Origin of the sequence: Paeniglutamicibacter sp. ZC-3 (assembly GCF_025847175.2) — a bacterium.
GTDB lineage: Bacteria > Actinomycetota > Actinomycetes > Actinomycetales > Micrococcaceae > Paeniglutamicibacter > Paeniglutamicibacter sulfureus.
Genome location: NZ_JAOYTG010000025.1, coordinates 33,804 through 49,475 on the forward strand (window position 1 = coordinate 33,804; position 15,672 = coordinate 49,475).

Annotated in this window: 19 protein-coding genes; 5 read left to right on the top strand and 14 right to left on the bottom strand. The window is 63.5% G+C overall.

Annotated elements, in window-relative coordinates; translation table 11 throughout:
* Window positions 1-86: 86 nt before the first annotated feature.
* The 14 genes from OIU93_RS18520 to OIU93_RS18585 form a co-directional block, all read right to left on the bottom strand.
* Window positions 87-899, bottom strand: a complete 813-nt coding sequence (locus OIU93_RS18520; RefSeq protein ID WP_264271537.1) for a C40 family peptidase — start codon at window positions 897-899, stop codon at window positions 87-89.
* An 11-nt stretch (window positions 900-910) separates the two neighbouring features.
* Complete coding sequence (locus tag OIU93_RS18525; protein WP_217389482.1) at window positions 911-1,336, bottom strand: flagellar FliJ family protein; 426 nt, start codon at window positions 1,334-1,336, stop codon at window positions 911-913.
* Complete coding sequence (locus OIU93_RS18530) at window positions 1,336-2,589, bottom strand: FliI/YscN family ATPase (protein WP_264271561.1); 1,254 nt, start codon at window positions 2,587-2,589, stop codon at window positions 1,336-1,338. Before OIU93_RS18530 ends, OIU93_RS18525 begins: the two co-directional genes overlap by 1 nt.
* 62 nt (window positions 2,590-2,651) lie before the next feature.
* Window positions 2,652-3,266 carry a FliH/SctL family protein gene (locus OIU93_RS18535; RefSeq protein WP_264271538.1) on the bottom strand — a complete coding sequence of 205 codons (615 nt, stop codon included), beginning with the start codon at window positions 3,264-3,266 and terminating at the stop codon, window positions 2,652-2,654.
* On the bottom strand, window positions 3,256-4,284 hold the full coding sequence (fliG, locus tag OIU93_RS18540; protein WP_264271539.1) for a flagellar motor switch protein FliG: 1,029 nt from the start codon (window positions 4,282-4,284) through the stop codon (window positions 3,256-3,258). The genes OIU93_RS18535 and fliG overlap by 11 nt, the downstream gene beginning before the upstream one ends.
* On the bottom strand, window positions 4,284-5,882 hold the full coding sequence (gene fliF / locus OIU93_RS18545) for a flagellar basal-body MS-ring/collar protein FliF (RefSeq protein ID WP_264271540.1): 1,599 nt from the start codon (window positions 5,880-5,882) through the stop codon (window positions 4,284-4,286). The genes fliG and fliF overlap by 1 nt, the downstream gene beginning before the upstream one ends.
* Entirely contained in the window at window positions 5,882-6,190 is a 309-nt protein-coding gene (locus OIU93_RS18550; RefSeq protein WP_264271541.1) for a flagellar hook-basal body complex protein FliE, read from the bottom strand. The genes fliF and OIU93_RS18550 overlap by 1 nt, the downstream gene beginning before the upstream one ends.
* Window positions 6,190-6,585 (bottom strand): flagellar basal body rod protein FlgC, encoded by a 396-nt coding sequence (locus OIU93_RS18555; RefSeq protein WP_264271562.1) that lies wholly within the window; start codon window positions 6,583-6,585, stop codon window positions 6,190-6,192. The genes OIU93_RS18550 and OIU93_RS18555 overlap by 1 nt, the downstream gene beginning before the upstream one ends.
* Window positions 6,582-6,923 (bottom strand): flagellar basal body rod protein FlgB, encoded by a 342-nt coding sequence (flgB, locus tag OIU93_RS18560; RefSeq protein ID WP_264271563.1) that lies wholly within the window; start codon window positions 6,921-6,923, stop codon window positions 6,582-6,584. The genes OIU93_RS18555 and flgB overlap by 4 nt, the downstream gene beginning before the upstream one ends.
* Window positions 6,924-7,036: 113 nt before the next feature.
* The gene (locus OIU93_RS18565) at window positions 7,037-7,366 is read right to left on the bottom strand and encodes a hypothetical protein (protein WP_264271542.1); all 330 of its coding nucleotides are present in this window, start codon (window positions 7,364-7,366) and stop codon (window positions 7,037-7,039) included.
* Window positions 7,359-7,766, bottom strand: coding sequence for a flagellar export chaperone FliS (fliS, locus tag OIU93_RS18570; protein ID WP_336245109.1), 408 nt, complete (start codon window positions 7,764-7,766; stop codon window positions 7,359-7,361). Before fliS ends, OIU93_RS18565 begins: the two co-directional genes overlap by 8 nt.
* Entirely contained in the window at window positions 7,763-9,088 is a 1,326-nt protein-coding gene (gene fliD / locus OIU93_RS18575; RefSeq protein WP_264271543.1) for a flagellar filament capping protein FliD, read from the bottom strand. The genes fliS and fliD overlap by 4 nt, the downstream gene beginning before the upstream one ends.
* Window positions 9,089-9,248: 160 nt before the next feature.
* Window positions 9,249-10,121 carry a flagellin gene (locus OIU93_RS18580; protein WP_264271544.1) on the bottom strand — a complete coding sequence of 291 codons (873 nt, stop codon included), beginning with the start codon at window positions 10,119-10,121 and terminating at the stop codon, window positions 9,249-9,251.
* A gap of 116 nt (window positions 10,122-10,237) precedes the next feature.
* Window positions 10,238-11,050 carry a sigma-70 family RNA polymerase sigma factor gene (locus OIU93_RS18585; protein ID WP_264271545.1) on the bottom strand — a complete coding sequence of 271 codons (813 nt, stop codon included), beginning with the start codon at window positions 11,048-11,050 and terminating at the stop codon, window positions 10,238-10,240.
* Window positions 11,051-11,287: 237 nt separating this feature from the next.
* On the opposite strand from OIU93_RS18585, the gene OIU93_RS18590 reads away from it, so the two are divergent.
* The 5 genes from OIU93_RS18590 to OIU93_RS18610 all read left to right on the top strand — a co-directional run bounded on the left by OIU93_RS18590 (window position 11,288) and on the right by OIU93_RS18610 (window position 15,661).
* Window positions 11,288-11,773, top strand: coding sequence for a flagellar protein FlgN (locus OIU93_RS18590; protein WP_264271546.1), 486 nt, complete (start codon window positions 11,288-11,290; stop codon window positions 11,771-11,773).
* Window positions 11,774-11,782: 9 nt separating this feature from the next.
* Window positions 11,783-13,201, top strand: a complete 1,419-nt coding sequence (gene flgK / locus OIU93_RS18595) for a flagellar hook-associated protein FlgK (RefSeq protein ID WP_264271547.1) — start codon at window positions 11,783-11,785, stop codon at window positions 13,199-13,201.
* 12 nt (window positions 13,202-13,213) lie between these two features.
* The gene (gene flgL, locus OIU93_RS18600) at window positions 13,214-14,089 is read left to right on the top strand and encodes a flagellar hook-associated protein FlgL (protein WP_264271548.1); all 876 of its coding nucleotides are present in this window, start codon (window positions 13,214-13,216) and stop codon (window positions 14,087-14,089) included.
* Window positions 14,086-14,460 carry a flagellar assembly protein FliW gene (gene fliW / locus OIU93_RS18605; RefSeq protein ID WP_217389468.1) on the top strand — a complete coding sequence of 125 codons (375 nt, stop codon included), beginning with the start codon at window positions 14,086-14,088 and terminating at the stop codon, window positions 14,458-14,460. Before flgL ends, fliW begins: the two co-directional genes overlap by 4 nt.
* A gap of 349 nt (window positions 14,461-14,809) precedes the next feature.
* Window positions 14,810-15,661, top strand: a complete 852-nt coding sequence (locus OIU93_RS18610) for a GDSL-type esterase/lipase family protein (RefSeq protein WP_264271549.1) — start codon at window positions 14,810-14,812, stop codon at window positions 15,659-15,661.
* Window positions 15,662-15,672: the final 11 nt, after the last annotated feature.

The following is a 15,672-nucleotide window of genomic DNA, read 5'->3' on the forward strand; positions in this document are numbered from 1 at the left end:
AGGAGAGGCACCCAGGTCCCCGGATTTCGCGGAAGCCGAGGACACAGGGGCAACCGGCAGTGTGGCGTGAGTGGACGGGAAGGGAATCATGCTCCACTCACCGCAGTCGAGAAGAGAGCGCGCTGCGCTGCCGCGGTGAGCTCGGCCTGATGCGTCGCAGCAGACGCCGTGGCGGCGGCAGGGGTCTTGGCCTCACCTGCCCCGACGGTTGCGGAAGGCACAATGCGGCGAATGGTCATGATCGTGGCATCGGTTTCAAAGAGTTTCCGGATGCTCACGCTTTCCCCCGGACGCGGGGCATGAATCATCTTGTTGTCTCCCAGGTAAATGCCAATATGGCCACCTCCACGGGTGACAATCAGGTCGCCGGGCTTGGCCTTGGCCAAGGAGGGAACCTCGGTTCCTTCCTTGGCCTGTTGCCGGGCTACCCGGGGAAGTTCCACGCCCAAATCCCTGAAGGTGTGCTGCACGAAGGAGGAGCAGTCAAGGCCGATCTTGGGGTTGTTACCGCCCCACACGTACGGGATGCCCAAGTACTTCTTCGCGTTCTGCACCACGTCGGAGCCATCCACGCCGTCGGCCGTTGCCGGAGGCTCATTGCCCACCGATTTGGATTTTTCGACTGCCGAACCGGACCCCGACGCCACGGTGGGTGCAGGTGCCGGTGATGCGGTGACGGGGCTTGCCGCCACCGAAGGTGCCATCGCCTGTTGCAGTGCCTGGGTGAACGCGGCCGGAGTCGTAGGCAGTGCACCCGAGGTTGCACCGAGCCCCGGGACGGTGCCGGCCAAAGCAGCAGCACTCGCGGAACCGGCTGGCGATGCCTCGACCTTCGCGGGTGCCGGGGTTCCGCTGACGCGCGCCAGTGTTGATTGGATAGCGCCAATACGTGTTGCCATGCCATCAAAACTCACGGTGTCTTCCCTTCAAAGGCGCTGGTGGCTCCCAAGTCGTCAAGGAGCAATTGTTCACGGGAGAGGGCTTCAGTTCGTACCCTCACCTCATGGCGGTCGGCCAGCTTTTCCAGGGCCTTGAGCTCCTTGCGGGCCTGGCCATGGGTTTCCCGGGCTTCTTCAGCTTTCCCGTCCAAGCTGGAAACCAGCGTGTCCAGTTCCAGCAGCATGCCGCGCGTGGAGGCACGCGAGGCAACCAAGGCCATCAGCGTCTCGCTGTCCACCGGTGCCCGCTCGGGAGCCGCCATGGCATCGCGCATGGCGTTCCGTTCCATGGTCCGCTGGCGCAGGCTGCGGTTGGCTGCGGCGAGGTCTCCCGCCGCCTTGGTCTCCTGCAGTCCGCGCAGGCGCAGCAGCCCCGAAAGTGCAAATCCCCTGGACATCAGGACACCCCCATGGTTCGTAGCAATGCTTGAAGTTCGGCCCAGGACTGCCCGCTGGGCACCGGCTCCTCGAGCCGTTGCTGCAGAAATCGATTGATCGCGGCCTCGTGATCGACGGCCGCGTCCGCCAACGGGTTGCTTCCACGCTGGTAGGCCCCGACATCCAACAGATCCTGCACGGCACGGCGTGCGGCCATGACCTTGCGCAGGGCGCCCGCCGCGGTGGCCTGTTCACGGCTGGTCACCCGGGAGGCGACGCGCGAAACCGAGGCCAGTGCGTCAATGGACGGGAAGTGGCCGGATATGGCCAGTTTCCGATCCAGGACAATGTGCCCGTCCAACAGCGAACGGGTCGCATCGGCGATGGGTTCGTTGTGGTCGTCCCCGTCCACCAACACGGTGTAGATCCCGGTGATGGAACCGGTCGAGGACGTACCTGCACGCTCAAGCATCCGGGCCAGCAGGGAGAAGGTGGAAGGCGGGTAGCCGCGGGTTGCCGGAGGTTCCCCGGCCGAAAGCCCGATTTCACGTTGGGCCATGGCCACACGAGTCAGCGAGTCCATCATGAGCAGAACCTGCGCACCGGATTCGCGGAAGGACTCGGCAATACGGGTGGCCACAAAGGCCGCCCGCAGGCGCATGCGCGCAGGTTCGTCGGCGGTCGACACCACGACGATCGAGCGGGCCAGGCCCTCGGCTCCAAGGTCTTCCTCAAGGAATTCCCTGACCTCGCGCCCGCGCTCCCCCACCAAGGCAATGACATTGATCTGGGCCGAGGTGCCTCGGGCAATCATGGACAACAGCGAGGACTTGCCGACTCCGGATCCGGCGAACAACCCGATGCGCTGGCCGGCACCCACCGCGGTGAGGGTGTCCATGACGCGGACACCGAGTTGCAGCGGGTTGGTGATCCTGCTGCGTTCCAGTGCGGCTGGTGCCTGGTGCTCCATGGGAACCAGGGTGTGCTCCCCCAGCGGGCCATGCCCGTCAATGGGCTGGCCCAGCCCGTCCAGCACCCGGCCAAGCAGGCCAGTGCCGACGGGAATGTAGGCGGCAGATCCGCTGCTGTGCACGAAGTCGCCGACCCTGATGTCATCCATCGGCCCCAGCGGCATGCAGTGAAGCGTGTCGCGGCGGGCGGCAACCACTTCTGCGGCAACCTTGTCGTCCCCGATCTCCAGCACCGTGCCCAAGGGCGCGTTCAAGCCCGCGACCTCAAGCCCCAGCCCGACCACCGAACTCACCACTCCCATCCTGACGGGCTCGGCGGCTAGCAGTGCTGCGTCAAGGCCGGTCCAGGACCGTGCGTCCACGCTCACGGGGTTGCCCCACGCAATGCGGCACAGGCTCGTTCTAGGGCCGTGGAGATGCGAGCGTCAAGGAATCCTTCGTCGAATGCCGTCAGTGCATCCCCGCGGGCAAGTACGGGATCGGCAACCAGCGCGATCCCGGTGCCCGGAACCTTGTCCAGTTCCAGCAGGGCCAGATCCTGCGGGTTCATGCGGACTTGGCGAACCGTGGTCTCGTCGATGCCAGCCATGGCGCGGTCCAAGGCTGCCTTGGCGCCGAAGCGGTCATTGGACAGTTCCTTGCCAATGATCTTTTCTGCCAACAGCAGAGCGGATTCCACCAGGACGGTGGAGGCTGCCTCCAGCACCGGGACTGTGCGGGCATGCAGGGCCGTGGCCGCCGCACCCAGGGCGCGCACCGCCTCGGCGTGTTCGGCAGCGCGCGCTGCATCGGTATGGGCCGCTGCCCGCGCCAGCTCCTCGCGCTGGGCCCGGGCTACGGCCTCGGCGGCACGGATGCCTTGCGCGTAGCCCGTGGCGTAGCCATGGGCTTGTGAGGTTCCCTGCTCGCGCCGGGCGGATTCGGAAATCTCCAGGGCACCGAAGTGCGCCGGTTCAAAGGCTGCCGGGTCAGAGGACATAGTCTTCCTCGTCGCCGCGCTTGATGGTGATCTCGCCGCTGGCCTCCAGCGCCCGGATGGACTGGACCACGTCGGCGCGGGCCTCCTCGACCTGGGAGACACGCACCCGACCCATGGAGGAGATCTCCGCATCAAGGATTTCCTTGGTGCGGTCGGAGATGTTGGCGCGGATGGTGTCCTCGACCTCGGCTGCGGCGCCCTTGAGGGCAAAGGCCAGCGTTGCCGCATCGACGCCGCGCAACACCCGCTGCACGTCACGGCGGTCGAACTTGACCAGGTCCGCGAAGGAGAGCATGCGTGAGCGCACTTCCTCGGCCAGCTCCGGATCGTGCTCGTCCAGGGACGCCAGCAGGTCCTTTTCCACGGTGATGTCAGAGCGGTTCAGGATGTCGACCAGCGGCTGGATGCCGCCAACGGTCTCGAGCGGTTCGTGGGACGTAATGACCGATCCGGTTCGTTTCTTCAGTTCCTCGGCCACCACGCGCACTGCCTCGGGCACGGCGGTGCCCATGGTGGCCAGGGCCCGGGCGGACTCGGTGCGCAGTGGCGCCTCGAATCCCGCCATCACCGCCGAGGCCACCTCGGGGCGCAGGTGGGCCAGGACCAGGGCGATGGTTTGCGGCAGTTCCCCGTCCAGCAGCGAGCCGATGTGAGCAGGTTCGGTGCCTTCAAGGAATTCAAAGGTCATCCCGGCCATGGAAGAGGACAGCCGGTTCATGACCGTGCTGGCCTTTTCGCTGCCAAAGGAGGCCTCGAGCAGACCCGCGGCCATGTCCCGCCCGCCGCGCGCGCTGGGTTTGCCGGAAGTTGCAAGTTCGTGGATTTCACGGACGGTGTCTTCCACTAGGGAAGAATCCACTCGGCGCAGGCGCACGATTTCGGCGGCGATCTCATCTGCCTCGAACTCGGTGAACTGGCGCATGACTTCCGCCGCATTCTCCTGGTCCAATTGCATGAGCATGATGGCGACCTTTTGGGTGCCTGTCAGCTTCCGGGGCGTCCCGGCTCCTTGGGCCATTATTCGGTCCCCTTGTCATCCATCACGGAACGCAGGTAGTCGGCCATCTTGGCCGGATCCCGGGCCGCCAGTGCAGAGAGTTCCTCGCGCTTGACGTGGTGCGGGGTGACCAACTCTGCCACCGGGGCGGTGGCCGGAACCTGGCTGATGGCCATGGTGTTCGGTGACGCGACTTCTGCCGCCGTCGGTGCCGGCGGCAGCGACGTGAATTCGCGGAACTCGCCGAGGTCAACCGGTTCGCGGTTCTGCTTGTTGCGCCTCACGTAGAGTGCGTAAACCACCGCCAGGATCAGTGCCAGGCCAATGACCCCGGCAATGATCAAGGTGCGCTGGAGCTCCGCGGTGCGGGCTGCCTCCTCCGCGGCGGCTGCGGCGGCGAGCGCTTCCTCCGCGGCTGCGGCGCCGTCGGCGTTGAAGGGCACGACCGAGACGTTGACGGTGTCGTTGCGTGCTTCGTCGATACCTGCTGCGGTGCTGACCATCTGGGTGATGTCGGGGATGCTCAGGCCCTGGGTGGCTGCCGAGTTCAGGGCCACCGAGACGCTCTGGCGGTTCAGGTTGCCGGAGGGAATCAAGCGGTTCTCGGTCACCTTGTTCACCGCATTGGTGCGTTGGTTGTCGGTGGAGGTGAAGGTTCCCTCGCCGTTCTCGCCGCCGGGCACCGCAATGTTGTCCGGGCCCAGCACGCCTGCGCCGGCCCCGCCGGTCCCCTCGTATTCCTCTTCCTTGACGGATTCGGTCAGCGCGGGTTCGCCTTCGGGGTTGGTGAAGGATTCCTCGGTGCGTTCCGCCGATTCCAGGGACAGGTCTGCTGCCACGGCGACCGTGGCGTTGCCGGGGCCGACCACGCGGTCAAGCATGGCCTGGATGACTCCGGCAACCCGGGTTTCGTAGTCGGCAGCCTGCTTCTCGGCGCCGCCGGTCAGTCCGACCCCTGCGGCGGAAAGCAATTTGCCCGTCGAATCCACGACCGAGATGTCCTCGGCCTTGAGTCCGTCAACGGCGGCGGAGGTCAGGTGCACGATGGCCTGGACCTGGTCGTTGCCCAGGGTCACATTGGGCTTGGTCTCGACGAAGATCGAGGCGGTGGGATTGGTCTTGGAATCCACGAACACGGTTTGCTCGGGAATGGCGAGCTTGACCGAGGCAAGGTTGACCCCGTCCATGGCCTGGATGGTGCTGGCCAGTTCGCCCTCGAGCGCCCGCTTGTAGGTGACGGACTGCTGGAATTCGCTGGAGGTCACGCCCATGTCATCGAGCAGGGAGTATCCACTGGTACCGGCTGTGGGCAGCCCGGCAGCAGCGGCCTTGAGACGCGAGTCGTAGACATTGGCCTCGGGCACCAGGATGGTGCCCCCTCCCCCGGTAAGTTCATAGGGAACCGAATCGGCCTTCAATTGTTCTACGACACCGGCGGCGTCTTCCGGGGCAAGGCCCGTGAACAACGGCGTCAGCTTGGGTTGGCTCATGAAGGAAACCAAGGCAATGGTTCCCAAGGCCAGGACGGCGATGCCGATCAAGGCAATGGTGCGTTGTGCCAGGCTGAAGCCGCGCACGGCATCCGCGGCCTTGGCCAGCGGGGCTGGAACGTTGGCCACTAGGCTTGCATCCTCATGATCTCGTTGAAGGCCTCAACGCCACGGTTGCGGAAGGTGGAAACCATTTCCAGGGCAACGGCCGAACGAGTCGAGGCGAGGGTGGCGGCATGGATATCCGTCAGGTCCCCGGTCACGGCCTTGATGGAAAGATCATTGGAGGCGGCCTGCAGGGACTGGACCTGGTCCACTGCCCCTCCCAGGGCATTGGCAAAAGCCGATCCGTCGGTGGCGGGTGCACCGGCCGGCTTCAGGTATCCGGTGGGCAGGGTGGGGCTGACGCCCGCTACGGGGCCGATTTCGAAGGCCATTACTGGTTGCGTCCGATCTGCAGTGCTGCCTGGTATGTTTCCTTGGCGCGGTCCACAACCGCGGCGTTGACCTGGTAGCCACGCTGGGCCATGATCAGGGATCCCATTTGCTCGGACATGTCGATATCCGGGTAGCGGACATTGCCTTCCTCGTCCGCCAACGGGTGGTCCGGTTCGTGCACGATGCGCCCTTCGGCGTCCCCGAACTCCGCACCCGCGACATACACGCCGGTGTTCTCGGCACCGGCCTGGGCCAAGACGTAGCGGGCCCGGAAGGCTTCGCCGTCCGTGGCAGTGGCGGTGTTCGCATTGGCCAAGTTGTCGGAGACGGCGTCAAGCCATTTGCGGTGCACGGTCAGTGCGCTGCCGGCGATTCCGATGGCGTCAAGCATCAGTTGCTCCGAAGGGCGGTGCGGATGGAGTTGAACGGCCCGGAGGCGGCCTGCGTGGCGAATTGGTAGCGCAAGACGGTGTCGATGTTGGAAAGCGTCTCGGTGTCCAGATTGACGTTGGATCCGTCGAGACGTGTGGGCTCCAGAGATGCGGAGGTGGACGCCGTGGCCTGGCCGTTGCCGTCGGCCACGGACTTGGCCAGGGCCGATTCAAACTCAACACGGCGGGCGTGATAGCCGGGCGTGTTGACGTTGGCGATGTTGTTGGCAATGGCACGCTGGCGCAGTGCCAGGCCATCCAGGGCACTTTCGATCGCCATGGACGTGACGGAATTGAACACGACGAATCGCTCCAAGGTCGTTTCGTGGCCCATCCGTGGGCTCAAAAGGAAGTGAGCTATCCGTGCTCAAAATAGACAATCGGCTACCCGGCGTTGGCCGTTAGCTGTTTGGGCTATCCGACCGAATCCAGGTAAACGGAGGTCACTGCCGAATCTCGTGGAACCGATGAAACGGCACGGAGCTGCCGTGCGGCTTCGTCGCGCCGTTCCCCCAGGACCGGGGTGAGCGAATCCATTTCCGCAAGTATCGCTCGCGCCCGTGGGCCCAGCTCCGGTGGCAATTCGCCCATGCCGGCCGGCGGGCTCCATGAAGCGTGGGGCAGCTCGAGCAAGGAAGCGTCATCCGCGCAAGATTCGCGCAGTTGGGCCACCTGGTCCTCCAAATCGGCGAGGAAGCGTTCCCATGGGACCAAGTGCCCGGCGGATTCGGGCTGATTAGCCAATGTGGACGCCACCGGTGCTGGGGGCAGCCGGGGCGGAAGCTGCCTCGTGCCAGGTTTGCCGCAGTGGCTCCATGATGCCGATGGCCTGTCGCGTCAACGCCGGGTCGCGCTTGACGTTCGCATCAATGAGCAGCTGGGTGGCGAAGGCGTAGATGCTGTGGAGCGCGGTTGCCCCCGACCAGGCCTCGGAGTCCAGGCTTGAGACCAGTTCGGAAATGATGGCCTGGGCATGCACCAGGTTTTCCGAGGACACTGCCCAGTCCGCTGCGAGTTGCGCTGCTTCGGCACGGTTCAGGTCCACCAACAGGCGGTCGTAGAGCATGGTGAGAAGGCGCGCCGGGCTGGCCGAAAGGATTGCTTCGCGATTGAGTTGGGCAAGTTTCTGGGCGGGGTTCATCATGACTGCTTCTGCGTTGTCGGGAGCGAGGCCAATTGAGAGGCAAGATACGACGATTGTGAATTGAGATTGCTCATTTGAACTTCGAGAGCCGAGTAGATCCGCTTGAGCGTGGCTTCCCGACTGTCCAGGCGCCGGTCCCAGTCCGAGATCTGGTCATCAAGACGGGTCACGACCGATTCCTGGCCTTTGATCCGGGAGGTGATGACCCCGTCGTATTTGTCGGACATGTCCGTCGACACCGCGGAGACCCGGGAAGAGATGGTCTGCAGCACCGTTTCGACCCGGGCTGGATCTTCGGCCAGGGCCTGGGAGAACTTTTCGGAATCGAATTCGAGCTTGCCGTCCTTGGTGATGGAGATGCCGATCTCGGAAGGCGACTTGCCGTCAATCGGCGAGATCGCCGCGTCCATCACCCGCTGCTTCACCATCCGCGCCGTGCTGTCACCGGTGAAGATCATGCCCTTCGTGGCACCGCCGCTTCCGGAAGTGACCGCCGAGTTCGTGGCAATAAAGCTGAAGAGGCCGTTGAGGGAATCCACCAGGTCCGAGGCAACCTTGGAGGTGGCTTCGCCGTCGCGTTCCACGGACACGGTGACTGGATCGGTGGAAACCTTGGAGACGGTGACATCGACGCCCGGCAAGAGGGAGGCGAAGGTGTTGGTAGTGGAGCTGACGGATTGCTCGGCGGCGGTTCCGGCCCAGAGCTTGACCTCGGCGTCCTGTGCCGCGCGGATTTCCGTCATCGGAACCGCGGTCCCGGAAATGGTAAAGGAGTTCGCTGCACCGGATTCGCCGGAGGAAAATTGGACCCGGTATTGGTCCACGCCGCTCGCGTCCTTGCCGGCGGAAACCTTGACCGCCTGCACGCCGCTATCCGAGGCATTGACAGCCGTGACGATGTCATCGAGTGAATTCGATGGTGCCGTGATGAGCGTTTCGGTGCCGTCGGCGGCGGTGATGGAGAAGCTGGATTCGGTCCATTCGGTGACCGGGTCGGAGACCTGGAGCTGGCTTTGGGCCAACTTGGTCACCGTGAGGTCCAGGGATCCTGCGCTTGCGCCGGTGGTGGTCGTTACGGTCAGTCCCTCGGAGCTTCCCGAGGTGCTGAAAAGCTGCAGCGATTCGGGCTTGGCCAGTTTGGTGGTCAGCGTGGCGAGGTCGGCGACGCGGGTGTTGAGCGCCTGGAGGGCCGACACCATGGTCTGAGTCGCGCTGACCTTGTTTTTCAGGATGTTCTGCGGGATCGCCTCCACCTGCATGAGGGATTTGATCAATGCCGTGGTGTCCAGCCCGCTGGCTAGTCCGTCGAGTGCCAGGCCCATGTTTTCTCCGCTTCTACCTATGGTGTGGATACCGCAAATCTCCCGCGGCAGGCAAGGGACTCGAAGAGTCGATGCCTGCCACGGGAGATCGTTTGCTGCTTGGCGCGGTCCCGGACATCATCAATGCCCGGGAACGCCGGTTGCTAAACCGTTATGGTGCTTAGCCGAGAAGCTGCAGCACGCCCTGGTTGGCCTGGTTTGCCTGCGCGAGCATGGCGGTTCCGGCCTGGGAAAGGATGTTCGAACGGGTGAAGCTGACCATTTCGGAAGCCATGTCAACGTCGCGGATGCGGGACTCTGCAGCCTGCAAGTTCTCGCGGGAAACATTGAGGGTGTTGATGGCCGACTCGAAGCGGTTCTGGTTGGCACCAAGATTGGCACGCGAGGTGGAGACGTTCTTGATCGCCGTGTCGATGGATTCGATGGTCGTCTGTGCCGCGGTGGCGTCCGTGACAATGAACCCGGCAGCGTCAGCCGAAACCGTGCCACCCATCATGGTCACGACGCCCGAAAGCGAAGTAGCCAGGCTGTCGAGGGAAACGGTGATCTGCGATGCTGCGTCGCCCTCGGCACCGACCTGGAACTTGAGCGACGCAGGACCGGCAACCGCACCGCCCTGGAACAGGTTGATGCCATTGAAGTTGGTGGATTCCGAGATACGCGAGAGCTCCGAGCCCAGCGCGTTGGCCTCGGCCTTGATGGCGGTGCGCGAATCGGCGTTGTTCGAGTCGTTGGCACCCTGGACGGCCAGGTCGCGCATGCGCTGCAGGATGGAGTGGACCTCGGTCAGGGCGCCTTCAGCGGTCTGGATGACCGAGATGCCGTCCTGGGCGTTGCGGGCAGCAACGGTGAGGCCGTTGACCTGCGAACGCAGGCCCTCGGAGATGGCCAAACCTGCTGCGTCGTCGGCTGCGCGGTTGATGCGCAGGCCCGAGGAGAGCTTCTCCAACGACTTGGAAAGGTCGTTCTGCGTGCTGGTCAGGTTGCGGTGTGCGTTCAGTGCCGCGATGTTGGTGTTGATCTGCATACCCATGGTGAATTCCTCCGTGAGACGGGTGTCTGTAACGAGGTCCGTCCGTGGACCTCAATCACCGACTATCGGCACCCGAGCATCGCTGGTTAGCGATAGGAAGAAGTTTTTCGGGCCTGTTATGCGGAGGGTGAGACGACGTTGCCGGCCATCCGCACGATCCCGCCGGACACCCGCTGGCCAAATTCCTTCAGGTAAAGTTCGCGTCGCTGGGTCGCGGCCCGGGTCATGGCGGTTTCCGGTGCTGGTGCCTGCTCCGACACATATCGCGTTTGCAGACCTTCATGAAGCAGCTTCATGGCGGTGGTGCGGCGTTGGGAGATCGCCGAATGGGTGACACCCATTTCGGCAGCAAGCTCTTTCACCGTCGATCCCTTGAAGTAGATGCGCTCAATGATGACACGCAGGTTTTCCGGCAACGCGGCAACGGCATCCCGGATTACCTTGGTGTGCTCGGTCTCGAGCAAGGCCTCTTCAGGAGTCTCCGTGCCTGAGACCAGGTAATCGTTCATAGTGTCATCAATTGATACGACCGTGCGGGCCGAATCGCTCAAGATTGCAAGGGTTGATGCCTGGTCCATGCCGAGGGCGTCGGAGAGTTCGGAAACGGTGGGGGTTCGCCCCAGTGCTGAGGTCAGGGATTCCTGGACCGTACGCGTCTCGGTGATTTTCTTTCGCGCGCCCCGGGTGGCCCAGTCGTTGGATCGCATGTCGTCTGCAAATGCACCAAGGATGCGCCGGCGCGCGTAGGCCCCGAAGGGGACGCCCAGAGAGTCGTCAAAGGCATCGGCGGCCGTAATGAGTGCAATGGCACCCACCGAGGCGAGGTCCTCACGGGAAAGGTGGGTCGCCTTGGCACATAACTCTGCCGCCAGATATCCGACCAAGGGAAGGTTCTCTATAACCAACTGGTTGCGTGCCTGTCGCTCCACCCGGATCGTCCTTGTCAATTTGAGTGATGATCAAGCCAAGAGCTATTGCCAGTGGCCACGTCTGTTTTCCCCAAAAAAACAATTTCCCCAACGAAGATAGTAGCCCGAGTATCCCCAAAAAGCGGACATGAATGCACCCCAATTTGAAGATGTACAACTAACGTTCACTTTGGACCGGCCGATAGACTGAAATAACTGGGGATATTTGGGGGCACAACAGTCTGGAGAGATGGATACATGGGAACCAATGAGCTTTCGGCCCTGTTGTGGAAAGAACGGGAACTACTCGAGTTGCTTCACTTCAAGTTGGAGGAAGAGCACTTGTTGCTGGTCTCCGGGAAGTCGCAATGGATTCCGCTGGCGACGCGGGAGATCGAGAACATTCTCGAGAAGGTCCACGCCGCCGGTCTTGCGCGCGCCTTGGAAGCGTCACAGCTGGCATCCACTTGGGGAATTGACGCGGCTTCACCTTTGACCCGGATCATTGAGGCTGCGCCTCCTGGTCCATGGAATGAGATCCTCACCGCCCACCTGACTGCGCTGCGCAACACCACGGCTGAAATCACCCGGCTACGGGACGCCAATGAACAGTATCTGCGTGCGGCCTACCGCTCCACCCAGGAAACGCTGGCGAACCTGGGTGAAGACACCTCGCTATACGGTCCTTCCGGAACATCGGCGGCACACAATTCCGGTGCACACATCATCGACACGAATCTATAGGGAACTGACATGAGTACGTTCAGCGGACTGAATACGGCCATGTCCGGCCTCAACGCGGCGCGCCTCGCCATGGAGACTGCCGGAAACAACCTGGCCAATGTGGGCACCGCGGGTTACACACGGCAGCGGGCCGACTTCGTCTCTGCAGGTTCCGTCGCTTCCACCGGCTTGCTCGCTTCGCGCCCCGGCGTTGGCCAGGGAGTGGTGCTCACCGGAATCGCCCGGCTCGCCGACGCGCACCTGGATGCCCGCGTGCGCGGGACCGTGGCCCTGGCCGCGCAGTCCGACACCCGTGCCGAGGGCCTGACAAACCTCGAGGGAATCCTGCGGGAACCAGGCGAGAACGGCCTGTCCTCACTGCTCAATGAGTTCTGGGCCGGCTGGGAAGACGTGGCCAACCAGCCAGGCGAATCCTCCCCCGCAGCCGTCCTGCTGGAGCGGGCCAAGGCGGTGGTTAACCGCATCGGCCAATCCCACACCGAAGTAACCGACCAATGGTCAGCCCAACGCCAGTCCCTGGACACCATGGTCAATGACGTCAACAGCGCGGCGAGCACCATCGCCGGGCTCAATGCCCAAATTCGTTCCGCGGTCGCGGCCGGTGGGGCCCCGAACGCCTTGCTGGACCAGCGCGCCGTGCTCACGCAAGCCATCTCGGAACTCTCTGGCGCGACGGTTCGCGAACTGCCCGATGGCACCGTTGACGTGTTGATCGATGGCAACGCCTTGGTCACCGGCTCAACGGTGCGCCCGTTGGAGGTCACCGGGTCGGCTACGTTCGCTGGCGGCACGGCCCCGGCGCTGCAGTGGGCCCACCGCCCGGGACAGTCCGTGGCTTTGCAGGCAGGCCGCATCGCCGGCACTGTTTCCCTTCTCGCACCGGCCGATGATGCTGGAACCGGCGGACCGCTGGCCGAGGCAGCGAAGTCGTTGGACGCGATTGCAGAGAAGCTGGCCACCACCGTCAACGCGGCGCAGGCCAACGGCAAGACCGTGGATGGCAACCCCGGTCCCCCGTTCTTTGAAATCACCGATTCCAACAATCCGGCACGCTCACTGACGATGTTGGCCACCGGGGCCAAGGACCTTGCCACCGCCGGTACAACCGGTGGCGCGCTCGACGGCTCCAACGCAACGGAAATGTCCAAGCTGGGTGGCTCCGCCGACGGTCCCGACTCACTCTGGGCCAATATGGTCATCAAGATCGGAACCGCGACCAAATCCGAGGCCCAGCAGGCAGTCTCTTCCGCCGTTGCCGCTGCCGGCGCCGTCAACACCCAGCAATCGGTCTCCGCTGTTTCCATCGATGAGGAAAACGTAGCCCTCATTGCCAATCAACACGCCTTCCAGGGCGCCGCACGGGTCATGACTGCCATTGATGAAATGCTTGACACACTCATCAACCGCACCGGGCTCGTTGGACGATAAAGGAGAAGGCCCATGACTCGAATCACCACCGCATCGCTGACCACCAACACCGAGCGCAACCTGCAGGCAGCCATGAACCGGCTCGCCACGATCCAGAACAAGGCCGGCACCCACAAGGAAATCGGCCGGCCCAGCGACGACCCTGCCGGCACCGCCAATGTCATGGCTTTGCGGACGCAGCAGCGCCAGAACGAGCAGTTCTCCCGCAACGTGCAGGATGCCAACGGCTGGCTCTCCACCACGGACCAGGCGCTGACAACCGCCACCGACATCCTCCAGCATGTTCGCGACCTCACGGTCAAGGGCGCCAACGACGGCGCGTTGCCTCCGGATGCCAAGGAAGCCATCGCCTTGCAACTCGACCAACTGCACGATGCCCTGCTCAATACGGCAAACACCCAGTTCATGGGACGTCACGTCTTTGCCGGGACATCCGACCAAGCCAGTGCAGTGGATAGTGCCTATGGGTTCTCGGGCACCAGCGGTGTGGAACGCCGCATCGGAACGAACTCGAGCGTCCGAGTGGATGCCGACGGAGCCCAGGTATTTGGAGAGGGCAACACGAGCGTGTTTCAACTGATCAAGAACATCGTCGCTGATCTGCGCGCCGGAACCAATATTTCCTCCCACATCGGCGAGCTCGATGCGAGCCTGCAAAGGGTCCTGGGATCCCAGGCATCTATTGGTGCCAGCCACGCAGCGGTCCTCGCCGCCGACGACGCATTGCTCGCCGACTCCGTTTCCTTGGAAGCAAGGCGAAGCGGCATCGAGGACATCGATTTGGGTTCTGTCATTCTGGAACTCAAGACCCAAGAGGTTGCCTACCAGGCGGCTCTGTCCGCGGCTTCGCGCACCTTGCAGCCCTCCTTGATGGACTTCCTGCGATGAGCCGCGTCTTGGTTCCGGCAGCGGCCTTGCCCGGCTTCCCCGAAGCCACCACGCTGTCCCTGGAACCGGTGGAGGGAGCACTTGGCTTGTACGCGTTGGCCTCTCCCCAAGCAGCCGGGCTTCGCCTTTTCGTGTTGGATGCGGCGCTGCACCTGACCGACTACAAACCCGTCTTCACCAACGAACAAATGGCACTGGTGGGAGACCCGGAGCCCGGCTCCCGCGGCGTCTTGGTAATCGTCAATACCTCCGACCATCAAGCCAGCGTCAACCTCTTCGCTCCGCTGGTGTTCAACGCCGACACGGGCAGCTGCGCACAGGTCATCCTCGAGGGCCAGGACTGGCCCATTCGCTCGGCACTGCCCCTCTAAGGTTTCGGTTCCGGAGCAGGCTTCCCGCCACACGCCGTTCGCGCTCATACGCGCTCACCCAGGGGGCATCATGGATGGCGTTGCTCAATGCCGGGGTACCCCACTCCCCCACAAGCCTGTTCTCCGTGAACCACGGCGCTTACGATTGGCAATACGCGCGGACCAGTATTTTCTGGCCCGCCGGCAGCTGAACCAATCCTCGCTTGGGGGGTCGGATTGTGGCGAGACCTTGGGGTTGGGCCACCCACGTGCACGGGGACACACGTGTGCGTCACTTGCCGCCCGTGCATTCGGGCTTGATCCGGTGTGCGCCACCGTGCACCGCCATCTTGAGACAGGATCAATCCTCATGGCTCGCAGAAGACAATTTCGTTTCCTCACCGCACTGGGCATCGGCGCCGCGGCGCTTGCCCTCACGTTCACCGGCATCGCCCCGGCCACCGCCACTGCCTCCCCAACCAAGACCCAGTCCAAGGTCACTGATTACGTCAATCTCGGCGATTCATATTCCGCCGGTTTCGGTTCAGGGATCCCGACCCAAAACCCGATGATGCCGCCCGGCTGCCTCCAGGGAAGCGGACCAACGCACGTCACGTCGTTGGACGCCCGGCCCGGGATCAACCTCACCGCCAATGCCGCCTGTGCCGGCCTCACCAACGCCCAAATCGCCGGTACTGTGCCGCTGCTGACGCCCTACCTGGCCGGTGCCGAATTGGTGACCCTCACCCTGGGCGCCAATGACCTCGATATCAGAGGGCTCGTAACGGCCTGCAGCGCGCTGGGAAGTGATGCTGCCTGCGATGGTGCCTTGCGCCTGGGAAATCTGGCCATCCCAACGATCGGGGCATCCGCGCACCAGACCCTGCGCACGCTTGACGCCGCCACCCGCGGCAAGATCCTGGTTCTTGGCTACCCGCGACTGTTCACCACCTCAAACGGGGACCAGCAGCTCATCACCGCCAAGCGCGCCAAACAACTGAACCGATTGGGTGATGCACTCAACCTGGCCATCAAGAATGCCACGAAGCGTACCAGTGCCAAGTTCGTTTCGGTCACCGGGGCATTCAACAACCACGGTCTGGGCGCAAATAAGCCATGGATCTACTTCAACCAGGTGGATCTGGCTGATCCCTTCAATTTGCACCCCACCACCACCGGTTACCTTAAGGGATACTACCCAGCGGTGAAGCGCCACCTCTGAGAGAGGCAATC